Here is a 16,630-nt window from a genome sequence, read left to right on the forward strand (position 1 = left end):
GATTCCGTTGTTCAATACAACTTACCCCTAACCAATAGAAAGGAAATAAACTTACCAGTTGACCTCTCTTCACATAAAAGCCCCTCGCGAAACTATTGGAGAGATTCGCGAGAGGGCTTTGACACACGCAAGATCAGTTTTGACGCTTCCCTACTATAAGTAAGTCAATATGCACACCACGCTGGAGCTCACTACGAGCACTCCACCGAGTAGCCTACGCCACGTTCTAGGATTTTTCATGGGAGTTTTATGGGAGGGTTGGATCGTGGATACTAACGGATGCATCCCCATTCGACGATGACTTTGCACAACTTATTCACACCCACCCCCACAACTTATTCACACACTACTCACATCCATCCCCGCTGAATCCCCAATTTTGTTAGCATTCACTATGACTCACTAATATCCAACACCTATCAAGAATTTGAAATGCTCAACAATTCCTAATAGTTAGTTCCTTCGTAACGACCTGCCCCCGCCCTCCCATCCCCCCAACTCCCAGCGCTTCCCCTTGCCCATTCCTGAGGCGAAAATGCACTGAGTTTGGCTTGCATGTTTGACCGGCCTGCCTACAACTCGACGCATGTCCGCAATTCCTAATGTCTTAGCCGAGCGCTATGCCTCACAAGCCATCCGCAATATCTGGTCCGCAGAGGGCCGTATCGTCCTCGAACGCGAGTTCTGGATCGCCGTTATGAAGGCCCAGAAAGACCTCGGCCTCGACATCCCACAGGAAGCAATCGATGCCTATGAAGCGGTCAAAGACCAGGTGAACCTTCAAAGCATCATGGACCGTGAGCGCATCACCCGTCACGACGTGAAGGCGCGTATTGAAGAATTCTGCGACCTCGCCGGTCACCAACACATCCACAAGGGAATGACCTCCCGTGACCTCACTGAAAATGTCGAGCAACTCCAGGTCTACCGATCCCTCCTTATTCTCAGAGACAAAACCATTGCGACTCTCGCCAAAATCGATAGCCGTGCTCAACAATGGCAAGGGCTCCTCATCACTGCACGCACCCACAATGTCGCAGCCCAACCCACCACCTTCGGTAAGCGTATTGCCATGTTTGGTGAAGAACTCCTCGGTGCCCTCAGCTCACTCAACCACCTCACCGAGACATACTCCGTTCGTGGCCTCAAAGGCGCCGTCGGTACCCAGATGGACCAAATCTCCCTCTTCGAAGGCGACATCGATAAAGTCAATGCCCTCGAGAATAAAATTTGCCAACACCTCGGAATCCCAGAAGTTTACGATAACGTCGGTCAGGTCTACCCACGTAGCCTCGACCTCCGCACTGTCTCAGTCCTCACTGACCTCGCTTCTGGCCCCTCCTCCTTCTCTCGCACACTGCGCCTCATGGCCGGCCATGAAACAGCGAGTGAAGGCTTCGCCAAAGGACAAACCGGTTCATCCGCCATGCCACACAAGATGAACTCTCGCTCCTGCGAACGAGTCAACGGATTCCAGACCATCCTCAAAGGCTACCTCACCATGGCCACAGGCCTCGCTGGTGACCAATGGAATGAAGGTGATGTCTCCTGTTCTGTCGTTCGCCGAGTCATGCTCCCAGATGCCTTCTACGCCTGTGACGGCATGTTCGAAACATTCCTCACCATCCTCAATCAAATGGATGCCTACCCAGCCGTTATCGAAGCCGAAAATGAACACTACCTTCCCTTCCTGATGACTACCACCATCATGATGGAAGCCGTCAAGGCTGGCGTCGGCCGCGAAGCTGCCCACAAAGTAATCAAAGAACACGCCGTCGCTACCGTCAATGACCTGCGCGCGCGCGAAATTAACAAAAACGACCTCCTCACCCGCCTCGCCGATGACGAGCGCATCCCGCTCAACCTCGAGCAACTCAACGCCCTCCTCGAAGAAGGCCGTAACAATGCCGGATCCGCCCGTGCCCAAGTAGACGCATTCACCAAGAAAGTCTCCAGCTGGACCGAGCGCTTCCCTAATGCCGCTAACTACGAACCCGGTTCTATCCTCTAACCGCTTACGTCAAAGCCAGCTCCCCCCCCACTTTGCCATGGCCTAGCAATCAATGCTGGGCCATTTTTTCACAAGAAGATCCTGAACAAGCCGCCACCAATGAAGCACCCCATTACTGAGACCATTACACAGACCGCCGATACGGTCTTGTTGCCAGCACTCAAACAGGCCAGCGAACAAAGTGAACGCGCACAACACATCAAGGACTTTATCCAAAGCCAAGATGCAAAAATTCGCGAACTCCACGAAATGGGGGCTGGCGGCCTCGAAGTCGCTGGGGCTCGCTCGCATATGGTCGACTGCTTCATCCGGGCCGCCTTCCTCTCAGCTCAGGAACGACTCTCGTCAAAGACTCCCATCAAAGTCTCACTCACCTCTGTCGGGGGCTATGGCCGTGGGACCCTCAATCCCGGCTCAGATATCGACCTGCTCTTCCTGCTCCCTGTAAGCTCCACTAAAATCCCCAAACTTACCGAGCAACTCGTCCAAGAAATGCTCTACCTGCTCTGGGATACTGGCTTCAAAGTCGGCCATGCCACACGGTCCATCACTGAATGTATCAATGAGGCAAAATCCGAACAACAATCCAAAACCGCCCTCATGGACACCCGCCTCATCGCTGGTGACCAAACACTCGTCGACGACTTCATCAGACGCTTCCAACGCGACTGTATCCAAAAACAACCAGAGGCCTTCTTCGAATTGCGCCGACAAGATATCCGCTCGCGTCACCGCAAGTACTCCCACACCGTCTTTCTCCAAGAACCACACGTCAAAGAAAGCTGCGGAGGCCTCCGCGACTACCATAATATCATCTGGGTCTCACAAGTCGAACGCGGCACCAATGACCTCGAAGCACTCGTCCGTGAACGGATCCTCACCAAAACCGCCTACAAAGAAATCGTAGAAGCCTACGACTTTATCCATAGAGTCCGTAACGAACTCCACTACCATACCGGACGCTCTACCGACATCCTCACCCTCCAACTCCAAGGGATCGTCGCTACTAACTTCCAATACCCCGAAAAAAGTATCCTGCGTCGATGCGAGTCATTCATGCGCGACTACTACCGACACACGCGCGCAATCTATAACCACACCACCTCATTGATGGAGATCTTCCAAATCGAAATCAACGAGAACGATGCCGCCAAAGGCTGGCTGCGCTTCCTTCCCAAACCCAAGAAAAAGCGCGTCGAAATAGATGGTTTCGTCATCCGAGACGGCCGTATCTATCCAAAAACCAATGACATCTTCCGCGAAGAACCGCACCGACTCATGCGCGTCTTCCAAGAATGCCAATTGCGTAACCTCACCCTCGGCCCCCAAATGCGCAAACTCATCAAAGCCAATTGGGACCTCATCGACTCCGACTTCCGCCATAATAAAGCAAACCGCGAAACCTTCCGCGCCATGCTCGAACGGAAAGGCCGAGTCGCAGACACACTCAGACGCATGCACCGCGTCGGCTTCCTCGGACGCTGGATGCCTGAATTCGGCCAACTCGACTGCCTCGTCCAGCACGAGTTCTTCCACCGCTACACCGCAGACGAACACACCCTGCGCTGTATCGAGCAACTCGATGCCCTCATTGACGACGACAGCCGCGAGCGCGCAGTCTATCGCAAAATCCTCACCGACCTCGAAGATCCCTACGCGATCTACCTCGCTCTCATCCTCCACGACACCGGTCGCGCTGAAAATGTCCGCGAACACACAGATGGCTCAGCCCTTCTCGCAGCCCGAGTCTGCTCCCGCCTCAAAATCCGTGGAGCACGTCGGTCCTTGCTTACCTTCCTAGTCGACCACCACCTCACATTCTGGCGCTACGCAACGAACAAAAATTTAGAAGACCCAGAGGTCATCGAAGAGTTTGCTGGCATCATGCGTGACCCAGAACGCCTCAAGGCCCTCTTGGTCTTTACCTTCGCTGACTCTAACGGAACTAACGAAGAAGCTTGGTCCCCCTGGAAAGAAACCCTCATGCTACAGCTCTTCCACTCCACCCTCGACTTCCTCAAGTCAGGTAAGGACCAATACCGTGAAGACCTCGCTAAAGAAATCCAACAACTCAAAAAGCGCACCAAAAATTGCCTCAAAGAAAAATACCATGAACAACTCGATACCCATTTCGAGACCATGCCTAAAGGCTACTTCCGCTACCGCGCCCCAGAATCAATCGCTATTCATGTAAGAGCTGTTAGGAGGTTCCTGATCAAAGAACAAAAGGCCGAAGAAAACTTTCAAGAATCCGACTTCCGCTGGATCAACAGAGATGACCGTGGCTACACAGAACTTGTGATCACCACGCGTAACCGACCACTCCTCATCGAGAAAGTCGCCTGCGCTCTAGCAGCCTCACAAATCAACATCATCGCTGCCGACGTCTACACCCGCACAGATGGTATCACCTGCGACATCTTCCATGTCTGCACCGAGGACCAACAACCCGTCACCCAAGCCGCTACCAAAAAACGCGTAGAATCCACCTTCTCCGAGCTCATCCAACAACACGAATACAACCCAAAGAAATTCCTCAAAAAGAAAAAGAATTTCCTCCAGCGCGACCCCAACGAAGGTGGTATCCCCTTCCCTGTACGCGCCTTCGTCAACAACCATACGAGCCAACAATTCACTGCTCTTGAAGTCCAAGCATTAGACCGCATCGGCCTACTCCACGACATCTTCCTCCATATCGGCCACTGCGGGCTAGCCACCGTCCACGCCCGTATCTGTACCGAAAAAGGTGCCGCCATGGACACCATCTACGTCAGTACCCCAGATGGCGCCAAAGTCACTGACCCCGAAAAAATCAAACAACTCGAGTCCTCGATCCAACGCCTCGTCGGATTCGAACACGCTGACGAGTAACTCAGCACACGCCCCCCAACATCAAGAACGCGCTGCCACCCAACAGAAATAAAAAAGCACTCTCACAATAACTGCAAAAGTGCCTTTAAAATCTAATCGGTCAGCTTGATCTAACGCGCTTGGAAACTATCGCGCTTACCAAGTCCGAAGCGTTGCTGTTCAGTAATAGCACTCCCGACAGGCTTGAGTTGACCACTCGCTAAATCAAATACCATCGGGTGAATCGTTAACTCTTGGCCGCGCTCCCATGCGTCTAATACTGGTGGTGACTGGGACATGTGGACCGCTTGCTCAATGGCATTGAGCTCACAAAGTCGCTGGAACCGTGCCTCTTCATCTAAGGCATCAAGCTCATCCTTGTACACGCTCATCACATCGTCAACGTGACGAATCCAACTATCCACCAAACCAAAACGCTTACCTGACATCGCAGCCTGCACACCACCACACCCATAGTGACCACAAACAATGATGTGCTTAACCTTCAAGTACTCCACGGAATAGTGAATCACCGCAAGGCTGTTAAAATCCGCATGCACCACCAAGTTCGCCACATTGCGATGCACAAATACCTCCCCAGGCTCTAACCCAAGTAAAGTCGCTGGGTCTACACGTGAGTCTGCACAGCCAATCCAAAGATACTCTGGTGACTGCCCTTCTGCCAATTGCTTGAAATACTCTGGATTTGAATCAGTGATGCTCGCTGCCCACTCCTCATTATTTCGTAAAATTTTCTCAATTCCTGCCATGGCCAGCGAGTGTCTGTAAAATTACGGATTCTGCAAGTTTTTACGGACTGACAACTGACATACCCCAGCCACAAGCTTCGTCGCAGCATTTCTCAACCTTGCTCCTAGCTTGGAGCTGTGTATTTTCTTGCTCCATGGACTCGCTCTTCCCTGACAGCCCAGAACCCAACACACCAAAACCAGATGCCGACCACTCAGATGCTCAGCCCCTGGCGGCACGCATGCGCCCCACCCAATTGAGTGAAATCGTTGGCCAACAACACATCCTCGGTAAAGGGAAACTCCTCAGACGCGCCATTGAAGCTGACCTCTTTTCCTCACTCATTTTCTACGGCCCACCAGGCACAGGTAAAACCACCCTCGCCACAGTCATCGCACAATCCACCCAGTCACGCTTCGAAATGCTTAATGGCGTGGAGAGTAATGTCTCAGAAATTCGCGACAAAATTGCCCAAGCTCGCACCTGGAAAAACCTACGCGGCCAGACAACCATCCTCTTTATCGATGAAATCCATCGCTTCAATAAAGCCCAACAAGACGTCCTCCTACCACACATAGAAAGAGGTACCGTACGCTTTATCGGGGCCACTACCCATAACCCCTTCTATTACGTCAATTCCCCACTCACTTCCCGCTCTCAAATCTTCCAACTCGAATCCGTGAGCACTGAGGACGTCACCGCTGTCCTCCAACGCGCCCTCACAGACCCTCAAAAAGGATTCGGCCAACTCAATGTCCTCGCTGAACCCGCCGCACTCACCCATATCGCCGAAAAATCAGATGGCGATGTCCGCAAGGCCCTCACCGCCCTCGAGCTCGCTGTCACCACCACCCCCGCAAATGAGAACAAAGCCATCGAGCTCACCCTCGCCATCGCCGAAGAGTCCATCCAACAAAAAGCCATCGTCTACGATGCCACCGGTGATGGTCACTACGATACCATCTCCGCATTTATCAAATCCATCCGAGGCTCCGACCCAGATGCCGCACTCTATTGGCTCGCCAAAATGCTCCACGCCGGCGAAGACCCTCGCTTCATCGCCAGACGCCTCGTCATCTCCGCCAGCGAAGATATCGGCCTCGCCGATTCTAACGCACTGAGAGTCGCCATGGATGCCCACCAAGCATTCGAATTCATCGGCATGCCCGAGGGACGCATCCCTCTAGCACACGCCACCGTCTACCTCGCGACAGCCCCGAAATCAAATAGCGCCTACGCCGCACTGGGCGATGCCATGGCTGACGTCCAGTCTGGACGCACACTCTCAGTCCCCCCACACCTGCGCACCCCCACTCGTAAAAAACTCGCCAAAGCCTCCGGTGCCTCAGAAGACTCGCTAGAATATTTTTATTCTCACGCATATGATGGGAATTATATCCCCCAGTCGTACCTCCCAGAGGGCAAGCATTACTATAGCCCGACAGAGAACGGCCTAGAGAAGCGTATCAAGGAACGTCTCGAATACTGGAAATCACTTCATCAAAAATCATCATGATTCGCTGGTTCGCAAAAAATCACGTTGCCGCAAATATTCTCATGGCCGCCATCCTCCTCCTGGGTGGCTACACTGCCTATTTCCAACTCCCTGTTGAAATCGAGCCAGCAGTCTCATTTCCCCAAGTGCAAATCCGTGTCCCCCTCCGCGGCGGCACCCCGAAGGACGTTGAACAAAAAATTATCCTCCCCATCGAACAAGCCCTCAATGACCTCTCAGGTATTGAAGAAATCGAATCCAGCGCCGACCGAAATTCCGGTAACGTCACCGTCAAAGTCGATGAATCCGTCGATATCGATAAACTCAAAGCAGATATCGAATCCCGCCTCGACCGTATCAGCACCTTCCCAGATGAAGCCGAAAAAGCCCGCATCTATATCCCTTCTACTGCCTATTGGCATGAAGTCATCTCCGTAGCCATCTACGGCGACCTCTCCGATCAAGATCTCATCACCGCCGCTAAAAAAGTCCGTGATGACCTCACCGCCATCAATGGTATCTCAAAAGTCATTATCAAAGGCCGACTCAATAAAGAAATCACCATCGAGGTCCAGCCCCAAACCCTCAATGCCTACGGCCTCACCATGGACCGGCTCGCCCGTAAAATCCGCGAGAGCTCAATCGACCTCTCCGCCGGATCTATCAATAACAATGGTGAACGTATCCTCATCCGTTCAAGCTCCCAAGCATACAGCGCTGAACAATTCCGTGACCTCGTCATCTCCAGAGAAAGTGGCTCCGAACTCACCCTCGGTGATGTCGCCACCGTCCGCGACCGCCGCGCCGATGACCAAAAGGTCATGCGCTATAACAACAAAAATGCCATCATCCTCGAAGTCCTCCGCCTCGATGGCGAAAACTCTCTCAAAATCGCTAACTCAGTCCACGACTACGTAGCCAATGCCCAAGACCGCTTCCCCACCGGTATCGAACTTGCCACTTGGGATGATGACTCAGTTAGCCTCAAGGGACGCCTCAAAACGCTGGCCGAAAACCTCGTCCAAGGTGGCATCCTCGTCCTCATTTTCCTAGGCCTCTTCCTGCGCCCTCAGATCGCCTTCTGGGTTGTTGCCGGTATCCCTATCAGCTTCGCCGGCGGAGTCATCGCCATGGATTACCTCGGTGTCTCAGCCAATAATATGAGTATCTTCGGCTTCATTATCGTTCTCGGTATTGTCGTGGACGACGCCATCGTCACCGGAGAAAATATCTACTCACGTATGAAAGACGGCACGCGCAGCCCACTAGACGCCGCCGTTCTCGGCACCCAAGAAGTCTCCACGCCCGTCACCTTTGGCATGCTCACCACCATCGCCGCCTTCGTCCCACTCATGTTCATCGATGGCTACCTCGGAGAAATGGCACGCCAAATCCCACTCGTCGTCATTCCTGTCCTGCTCTTCTCGCTCGTCGAATCTAAACTTATCCTCCCCGCCCACCTCAAACACCTCAAAACCAATCGTCAAAAAGCTGGCTGGCTCATCCGCACCCAACGCTACATCGCTGACGGCCTCGAACGCTTCGTCCAACGCGTCTACAAACCGTTGTTAGAATTCTCGCTCCACCACCGCTACGCTACCATCTCGCTATTTATCACCATCTTCCTCCTCACCGCGGGCTGGTATGTAAAATCAGATAACTTTGACCCCTCACCCTCCACCGACCGCTATTACATCTACGCGTCTCTCGAAACAGTAAGTGGCACAAGCTTCGAAACCACTGACCAACGCGTCAAACACGTCGTCAATGCTCTCGACTCAGTCCGCGATACCTTCGTCGACGAAGGCACAGGCGAGTCCCTCATTGGTAACGTCCTTACCTCATCCGGTGGTAAACCATGGAACAATAGCATGGACCCTACCGATGGTTACGTCCTCGTCGAAATCACCCCCCCGTCACAACGCACCACCCCAGGCCCCAAAAACCAAGAAATCGCAGAAGCCTGGGAAGCCGCCGTCGGTGAAATGCAAGGGGTCAAATCATTCTATATCCGCACCGAGAAAAATTCTTCCCGCGGTAAAAGCTCAGAACCCGTATCCATCGACCTCCGCTCCAATGACGATGACGAACGCGCTATCGTTGAAGAAAAAGTCAAACAATGGCTCAAGGACCACCCTAACATGAAAAATGCCTGGTCCAGTAGAGGCAGAGAACAAAGAGAACTCGAAATTAAACTCAATGCTCAAGGGCGCGAAGCAGGACTCTCTGAAGAAAACCTCGCACGCCAAATCCGCAGCGCCTTCTACGGCTCACAAGTCCAAAAAATCCAGCTCGGCGACGCCGAACTGCGCGTCATGCTCAAACTGCCTGAAGAAGACCGCGAGTCACTCCATACTCTCGATACACTCAAAGTGAGCCTACCTAACAACCAGCTCGCTAGCATTGCACAGTTCGCCACTGTCAGCGAAAATTCCTCACCGCCTAGTATCTATCGAAAAGATGGGAGCCGAGTCACTAGCATCACCGGTATTGCCAAAGGTGAATTCAATGTCACCAAACTCGAACCCGATCTCACCGCATTCCTCAACAAACTTATGCTCGATCACCCCAGCGTGACTTGGAGCTACCAAGGAGAACTCGCCGATTACAAAGAAGGCAATAAACGCCTGCTCGCCCTCTCCTGCATTCTAGCATTCACCCTCTACTCACTTCTGGCCATCCCGTTCAAATCCTTCATCCAACCATTCCTTGTAATGATTGCGGTGCCATTTGGCGTGATTGGTGCCTACTGGGGCCACGTCCTGCTCGACCTCAAAGTCTCCTACCTCAGCTACTTTGGCATGCTCGCCCTCGCCGGTGTAGTCGTTAATGACTCTCTAGTCATCGTGGACTTCATCAATAAACGTCGACTCGATGGGAAACCCCTGCGCGAAGCTATCGCTGAATCCGGCATCCGTAGATTCCGCCCCATCTTCCTGACCTCCATCACCACCTTCGCAGGACTCATGCCCATCATTTTTGAGAGCTCCATCCAAGCCCAATTCCTCATCCCCATGGCAGTCTCACTGGGCTTCGGCATCCTCTTTGCCACCGTCATTACCCTCTTCCTCATTCCTGCAGCCTACGCTATTAGCGTTGACCTCAGCTTAAGTAAGCAACCACCAAGACAAGAATAGCCCCCCTCCAAACACAGCTGAGCTCCCCCCCAGCTGTGTGACACGCAGCTCAGTTCTCTCTCTCTTGGTAAGCATAACAAACCACCGCTTGGTCGTCATACACATCCTTGATCTCTCTGCGCGCCAATAACTCAAATCCACTCGCTTCCACTATCTGAGTCACCGCCGGATACTGAGGAGCAGTCCGAACTAAAAATCCTCGAAACTTCTCCTTTAGTAAATCCCGATAAGCCTGAGGAATGCTCATGTCCTGCACCAAAAAAGGCGTGTATTGCACAATGTAAATCGGCTTTTGAAAGCGTACCCAAATCGGTTCCTTGTAACGCTTTGCCTTTAAACTCGCAGCTCCTCCCAATTTCACACGTCGGGTGATCTCCTTCAATGCTGGTAGATGATTCCTCACTTTGTTCTCCCAGAGAGCATCAGCTAACACATCATCTACCAAAAGAAGGTTGTACTCATGCCCCTCAGCCAGCGCACTCGAACTCAGGTGCTTCAATGACACTTTAATTGCTGATATCCTCTCGATATCTAACGGAAAGGTACGTGCACGTGCTTCGCTCTGTACACCGAAGGCTCCATGGCTGGATCCATGGTATAAAAGCTTCACAGCGCTGCTCAATGTAGAACAAGCATCTAACGTCGAGTAATCGAAAAAATAACTATCTTTCTCTTCTATCATAATTGGGTTCGTTGGTGTGACGACCCCATTGATTCAAATACAGACCAATGTCAACTCACCATGCAACACACTCAGGCAGCATCAGTAATAAATAGTATTTAAAAATGCTGAACCCAATATCGAGCTCAGCATTTTTGAAAACATTCACTGCAAAAATGTCGTTTTTACAGTTCTCTAACCATTATATTTCTTAAAGAAAGCCCTACGGTATTTCCATGGTCCTGGAAACCAATTTTCCCCTTGCTGTGGGTTCCAAATCCCGGCCATTGCTTAAACTTAGTTTTGCTTACCATCTCTTTAAACTCCTCACTATGAAGCTTAAAGTCAGCCACTATCTGTTCATTGAAAAAGACCTTCACCTGATCATCCTTCTTCCAAACTCTCGCCGAGTTCCACTCTCCTGATGGCTTAGACCACTCACGCTTACTAGGGAAAAGCCCAAAAACAGAACCCGCTATGAACAAATCAGGCGTCTTAGGGTTCGCCTCATTCCCCATAATTTGCGCCTCTATTGCGTCTTGATAAATCGGTCGCTCACTCTCCTTCACTCCTATGAATATCCCTGAGTTAATCTTCTCCCCAGCAGGCACTTTCCACTCCACCTTAAATTCAAAGTTTTCATATTCCTTCTCAGTGACAATATCTCCCCCACCACGCTCAGTGAGTTGGAGACTGCCATCGACAACCTTCCACTGAGGCCTGAGCTCCTTGGAATTATAGTTCGTCCAGCCCTTGGTCGTTTTGCCGTCAAACAATGTTGTCCACTCACCCTTAGCTTCCTCAGCAAGGGCACTACTCCCAATACTTAGTGAAACCACAGCGGATGCCGCTACCCGAGAATTAAATGATTTTGTCATTCTATTGATCTACGTGCAGCAGAATGCCTGTTCAATCCTCGAGTGCCTGTCCACTCCCACGACACCCATTCACTTCTCACCTCGCATGTTCATAGGTACGGGTAAAGGAGCTATCAGTTCCCCCCATTTGCCACCCTCTAACCAGACACCGTGCCACGCAGCCGGAGTCAACTCACTCTCCTTTGGCGCAGCCACATCGTTAAACATACTAAGCTTTCTATCCACTCGGCCCTTCAGTTCTTTATAGGCGACAACCTCCACCGGCGGATTCCAACTCACATCCGCACCAACCACAAAGTCAGGAAACCATTGGTCAATCTGATTCCCATGCCATTGGCAAACAGTCATCCCTATGAAATTCTCCCGATCCTTTCCTAAAATCGCCCATTCAGCCAAGTTGCGAAACGACTTCTCATAACCACACTTGCTCCCCGGACCATGAGAAGAACTCGAGCCAGCTCCCATCAATACCTTTTCCTTACAGCCTTCACCTAACAAATTCGGCACCTTCTGGTGCTTCAGATGCTTACTCATCCCACCATCAAGAGCTCTATTGCCATACGACCATGGACTGCGAATCACAATGTCCTTATAGGCCTCCGGCGTCTCAGGCGCGTCAGACCATACTATAAACTTCGGCTCAATACCGTATTCCTTTGCTAATTTCTGCACGCGCGGAATCAACACTTCCAAATGCTTCGCCTGATCCTCCTTCGGCATCCGAATCTCATCCATCCCTAAATGCACATACTCACACTCCATTACCTGAAACCATTCGCGAAATACTGAATCTAACAATTTTAGCGACCGCTCATCCGACGGCAAAAGATGGGCGCGAGTATAATGCATTCCCAGAGACTTCCCATGCACATTCTTACCGTACGGCTTGGCAGCTGTGCCTCGCACTAGTTCTGGATAATGCATCCTCCGAGCACCAGCGTGCCCTAAGCCCTCAATCTCAGGAATAACCTCTATGCCGTGAAGCGCCGCATAGCGAATGAGCTCTCTCACTTCATCCATTGTCAATGCCTCTGGGTTCTTAGAACCCAATGGATTCAAATCGTACCGCACAGCATTCAGTTCATTATCACTCTCCCTATAGAGCAGGAAATTAAGCTTAAAGGCTGAACACACCCTGATAATTCGTTTGAGATGACCTATCCTCACTGGAGCCCTCCCCGCATCAATCATAAACCCTCTCATTTCGTAGCGTGGGAAATCCACAATACGACATGAGCGCACACGACCATCCTCCACTAACTGAATCAATGTCATCGCGCCATTCCACAGCCCCTTGATGGAATGTGAACCAACTGCGACCCCTTCTTGATTGCTCTCTAAAACATAACCCTCATCCTTTCCGGCAATCGCATCAATCACCACCTCCCCCCCTTTATCCCTCTCCCCCAAAAACAATCTAAAACCCTCCTTAGCAGTCGTTGAAACCACCTCCAAATCTACCCCGTGACGTTCTTCAAAGAGCTCGGCTAAACGAACTCCAATGTGCCGCCCGTGCTCAGACCCATCACTCACTAAATAAATCCGAGTCTTCTCATCAACACTATAGCCACCTTCCCCTATCTCAATCTGCTGTGGCCTCGGTATAACAGAACGCGCTGGCTCCGCAGACGCACCTAACACAGTCATTGCCACGCAACTTCCCACAGCTACCCCCAACCTAATTAACGCTTTATAACGCATCCCGATCTTACTTGTTTTTTGTATCATCTAATCAACCTTTCACTTTTTGTTTTCACCTAACACATCACCACACCACTCCTTATACATCCCCCTCAGCTCAGAAACCTTTTCGGGCATAACTGAATAAAGATTATTTTTCTCCCCGATATCCTCCTTCAAGTTGTAAAGAAAATCTCCAGTCTCATCTTGATATAGATAATGCTGCCCTACTGAAAATTTTCGACCACTCGTACAATTACGTAACTTATAATCACCACTGCGCACGACAAAATCACGGTGCTCACTCCCACGACTCAACACCAAGAAACGATGATTATCTCCCTGTTCCTCTCCTCTTAGGATCGGTAACAATGACTTCCCATCGAGCTTGGCGTGAGGCTGACCTCCGGCTAACTCCACCAAGGTCGGATAGATGTCCATCGTGGAAACCAATGATCCAGTACTTCCAACTTCCTCAAAATGACCAGGCCAACTAAACAAAAAGGGAATCCTACACCCACCCTCAGCTTCGCAGTACTTATTCCCCTTCAGTGGTCCGTTGTTTGCCAATGTGTAAGGAGCACCACCATTATCGGAGATAAAAATAACCACCGTATTTTTTGTTAAACCACCAGCTTCTAAACTATCCAAGATCTTACTCACCCCATCATCTAGACAGGCCAAAGTTGCTAGATAGCGTTTTCTGAGATCTGGGTCATGACCCTTCCCCATCCCCCACTGCGAATGCCAATCCTTCTTGTAGTTCCCTTTGCTCGCATCATACTGAGGAAATGGTTTGAGCCCAAATTTCTTCTCATACTCCGGATGCCCCACATAAACTGGATGGTGCACCGCATTGTACGACATCTGTAAGAAAAATGGCTGACCACCAAAGTCCCGCTCGATGAACTCTACCCCCTCGTCAGTAAATAATTCCGTGGTGTAAGCATTCTTAAATTCTACCATCTCACCATCTCGCTCCAACGGGCCGCGGTGTGCCGCCTTATTCTTACTCGCATGACTGAGCTGCCGGTAATCCCAAGTGTGATCACTAAATCCAAAAAACTCATCAAACCCATGCTTCAGTGGATGAGATATATCACCCCTCTGGTTGTTCATGTGATTCTTCCCCACTTTTTTCGTGACGTAACCTAATGCTTTAAGCTCCATCGCTATCGTCTTCTCACCCACTGGTAATCCACCGCGCCCGTACCAATTATTTCCCCACCGTTGCTGGTACCGTCCCGTCGCAAGACCCGCCCTTGCTGGTGAACAAATCGGCGATGTCGCATACGCATTAGAAAAATACATCCCCTTCTTAGCAATCCGATCAATCCCAGGAGTCTCCACATCTCCCGCTGCAAATGGTAAAAAACTCATGTCTGCGTAACCTAAGTCATCAATGACAAATAATATGATGTTAGGTTTAGGGGCCGCCTCTAACGAGGCCATCAAACAACATAAGTAGATCAGAGTTTTACGTATCATCATTCTAAAGGAATCAAATTATGGCGCGTCATCACACCCTCACCCACCCTATGCTGAAACCCCATTGGCTATTACTTAAACTATCAATTCACACCCTAAATTTTCATAAAAAAAGACTCCCACGATACACACATAGGAGTCTTTAGATTTGTTTGAATATTATACCTCTATCTAGACTTACTTCTTATTTTTCGGCTTCTTCTTAGACTTTTTCTCTGTCGCCTTGTTAGGGTCGTATTCAGGATTTTTCTCAGTCGGAACTGGAGCTTCAGTCACCCCGTGCCACTTGATAAGCTCTTTAACTAACATGTCTCTCACCTCAGGATTTTGATTCGCCACATTCTTATGCTCACCAATATCATTCTCTAAATCATAGAGCTCAACAGATTGATTAGTGGCTATCGCATCTTTACCTCCGTCTAGAACCCATTCCTCGTGATAGAGATGAAGCTTCCAGCGCCCTTTTCGCATCACTGTCACAGGTCGCGTACGAAAGACTTTGTCACGTCCGCGTTTTACTGGCTTGTCCAAATAGCCAGGCATGTGCCAAAACAACGACTTGCGCTTCAACGCTCCAGTCTGCTTCATCAATGGCACCAAGCTCTCGCCATCCAGCGTCTTCTTCACGCTCACTCCCGCCAAATCTGTGAAGGTCGGAAAGTAATCAATCTGCATCACTGGCACAGAACACTGACTCCCCGGCTTAATAACCCCCGGCCAGTATGCCACCATCGGCTCACGAATGCCTCCCTCGTAATAACTCCCTTTGTTACCACGCAAGGGCTCCTGACTGCGCGTCCCGCCATTGTCACTGGTAAAAATCACTAAAGTATCTTTCTCTAAACCAAGCTCCTTGATCTTATCTAACACAATCTCGATGCTCGCATCCATATCGTAGATACAAGCCTTGAGTAGATCCGGAATCTTCTCACGCGTCGAATTACGTGCCTGATAAGGGCCGTGTGGTGCGTGGTGCGCTAAATAAACAAAAAAGGGCTTATCTTTGTTAGCCTCCATGAAATCACACGCTTGCTTAGACAAATCAAAGACGCCCTTGGGATCACTCTCAGGTCCCTTTTGGTTCCCTTTAGCACCCTCTGGCAGCTCCCCATTCCCAAAACTATCATAGGTGACATCAAACCCTTGCTTGCTGGGTAAGGCTCCACCTCCTCCCTTACTCTCAGCACCACCTTTGGAATACAAATGCCATTTCCCAAAGTGGCCCGTTGCATAACCTGCCGACTTAAGCACATCGGCAATCGTATCATCATCCTCCGCTAAACCATCTCTGTTGGGGATCGGTACCAATCGCATCTGATTCTTGGGACCTCGATTCGTACTTCCTACTGCAAACACATGATGCCGTGGCGTATAATTACCAGATAGAAGACAAGCCCGCGCCGGCTGACAGTTGGCTGCATTCGTGTAGGCATCCGTAAATACCATCCCCTCTTTAGCCATTCTGTCCAACACGGGTGTCTGATAAGACCCGTCAGATTGGTACCCAACATCCTTATACCCTAAATCGTCCGCGTATATCAAAACGATGTTGGGCTTCTTCGCTCCAGCCGCGTGCGCCATCACACCACAGCATAATATTGTGCATAAAACTCTCTTTATCATGGGTATCAATTTTTTCTGAATCAAAAGCAGCCCTGCGTATCCACTCACGCCCGTGCC

Annotated in this window: 10 protein-coding genes; 4 read left to right on the top strand and 6 right to left on the bottom strand. The window is 50.7% G+C overall.

The annotated features are described in order from the left end of the window. Positions 1 to 586: 586 nt before the first annotated feature. A complete protein-coding gene (gene purB / locus ACFSW8_RS09380; protein ID WP_377091597.1) occupies positions 587 to 2,011 on the top strand; it encodes an adenylosuccinate lyase in 1,425 nt (474 codons plus the stop codon). A gap of 99 nt (positions 2,012 to 2,110) precedes the next feature. Further along, positions 2,111 to 4,882 (top strand): [protein-PII] uridylyltransferase, encoded by a 2,772-nt coding sequence (gene glnD, locus ACFSW8_RS09385; protein ID WP_377178059.1) that lies wholly within the window; start codon positions 2,111 to 2,113, stop codon positions 4,880 to 4,882. Positions 4,883 to 4,992: 110 nt separating this feature from the next. Here the strand turns inward: glnD and ACFSW8_RS09390 are convergent, their stop codons facing one another. Continuing rightward, entirely contained in the window at positions 4,993 to 5,631 is a 639-nt protein-coding gene (locus tag ACFSW8_RS09390; RefSeq protein ID WP_377091056.1) for a carbonic anhydrase, read from the bottom strand. A gap of 134 nt (positions 5,632 to 5,765) precedes the next feature. Between ACFSW8_RS09390 and ACFSW8_RS09395 the strand changes: the two genes are divergently transcribed. Together ACFSW8_RS09395 and ACFSW8_RS09400 are read left to right on the top strand one after the other, a co-directional pair. Then, positions 5,766 to 7,127, top strand: coding sequence for a replication-associated recombination protein A (locus tag ACFSW8_RS09395; RefSeq protein WP_377091057.1), 1,362 nt, complete (start codon positions 5,766 to 5,768; stop codon positions 7,125 to 7,127). Next, positions 7,124 to 10,243 carry an efflux RND transporter permease subunit gene (locus tag ACFSW8_RS09400; RefSeq protein WP_377091058.1) on the top strand — a complete coding sequence of 1,040 codons (3,120 nt, stop codon included), beginning with the start codon at positions 7,124 to 7,126 and terminating at the stop codon, positions 10,241 to 10,243. Before ACFSW8_RS09395 ends, ACFSW8_RS09400 begins: the two co-directional genes overlap by 4 nt. 49 nt (positions 10,244 to 10,292) lie before the next feature. On the opposite strand, the gene ACFSW8_RS09405 is transcribed toward ACFSW8_RS09400, so the two are convergent. From ACFSW8_RS09405 to ACFSW8_RS09425, 5 genes are all read right to left on the bottom strand, one after another. Continuing rightward, positions 10,293 to 10,925, bottom strand: coding sequence for a hypothetical protein (locus tag ACFSW8_RS09405; protein WP_377091059.1), 633 nt, complete (start codon positions 10,923 to 10,925; stop codon positions 10,293 to 10,295). Positions 10,926 to 11,089: 164 nt separating this feature from the next. Next, the gene (locus tag ACFSW8_RS09410) at positions 11,090 to 11,782 is read right to left on the bottom strand and encodes a 3-keto-disaccharide hydrolase (RefSeq protein ID WP_377091060.1); all 693 of its coding nucleotides are present in this window, start codon (positions 11,780 to 11,782) and stop codon (positions 11,090 to 11,092) included. 69 nt (positions 11,783 to 11,851) lie between these two features. Beyond that, positions 11,852 to 13,510 (bottom strand): family 20 glycosylhydrolase, encoded by a 1,659-nt coding sequence (locus ACFSW8_RS09415; RefSeq protein ID WP_377091061.1) that lies wholly within the window; start codon positions 13,508 to 13,510, stop codon positions 11,852 to 11,854. A gap of 12 nt (positions 13,511 to 13,522) precedes the next feature. Further along, positions 13,523 to 14,953: a sulfatase family protein gene (locus ACFSW8_RS09420; RefSeq protein WP_377091062.1), complete on the bottom strand. Its 1,431-nt coding sequence runs from the start codon at positions 14,951 to 14,953 to the stop codon at positions 13,523 to 13,525. A gap of 174 nt (positions 14,954 to 15,127) precedes the next feature. After that, positions 15,128 to 16,531: a sulfatase gene (locus ACFSW8_RS09425; RefSeq protein WP_377091598.1), complete on the bottom strand. Its 1,404-nt coding sequence runs from the start codon at positions 16,529 to 16,531 to the stop codon at positions 15,128 to 15,130. Positions 16,532 to 16,630 lie beyond the last annotated feature (99 nt).

Source organism: Rubritalea tangerina (assembly GCF_042683245.1).
Taxonomy (GTDB): Bacteria; Verrucomicrobiota; Verrucomicrobiia; order Verrucomicrobiales; family Akkermansiaceae; genus Rubritalea; species Rubritalea tangerina.

Excerpts from the sequence above, each read along its gene's own strand:
- glnD (WP_377178059.1), top strand. The coding sequence starts at position 2,111 with ATGAAGCACCCCATTACTGAGACCATTACACAGACCGCCGATACGGTC.
- purB (WP_377091597.1), top strand. The coding sequence starts at position 587 with ATGTCCGCAATTCCTAATGTCTTAGCCGAGCGCTATGCCTCACAAGCC.
- ACFSW8_RS09390 (WP_377091056.1), bottom strand. The coding sequence starts at position 5,631 with ATGGCAGGAATTGAGAAAATTTTACGAAATAATGAGGAGTGGGCAGCG.
- ACFSW8_RS09425 (WP_377091598.1), bottom strand. The coding sequence starts at position 16,531 with ATGGCGCACGCGGCTGGAGCGAAGAAGCCCAACATCGTTTTGATATAC.
- ACFSW8_RS09405 (WP_377091059.1), bottom strand. The coding sequence starts at position 10,925 with ATGATAGAAGAGAAAGATAGTTATTTTTTCGATTACTCGACGTTAGAT.
- ACFSW8_RS09415 (WP_377091061.1), bottom strand. The coding sequence starts at position 13,510 with ATGATACAAAAAACAAGTAAGATCGGGATGCGTTATAAAGCGTTAATT.
- ACFSW8_RS09410 (WP_377091060.1), bottom strand. The coding sequence starts at position 11,782 with ATGACAAAATCATTTAATTCTCGGGTAGCGGCATCCGCTGTGGTTTCA.
- ACFSW8_RS09400 (WP_377091058.1), top strand. The coding sequence starts at position 7,124 with ATGATTCGCTGGTTCGCAAAAAATCACGTTGCCGCAAATATTCTCATG.
- ACFSW8_RS09395 (WP_377091057.1), top strand. The coding sequence starts at position 5,766 with ATGGACTCGCTCTTCCCTGACAGCCCAGAACCCAACACACCAAAACCA.
- ACFSW8_RS09420 (WP_377091062.1), bottom strand. The coding sequence starts at position 14,953 with ATGATGATACGTAAAACTCTGATCTACTTATGTTGTTTGATGGCCTCG.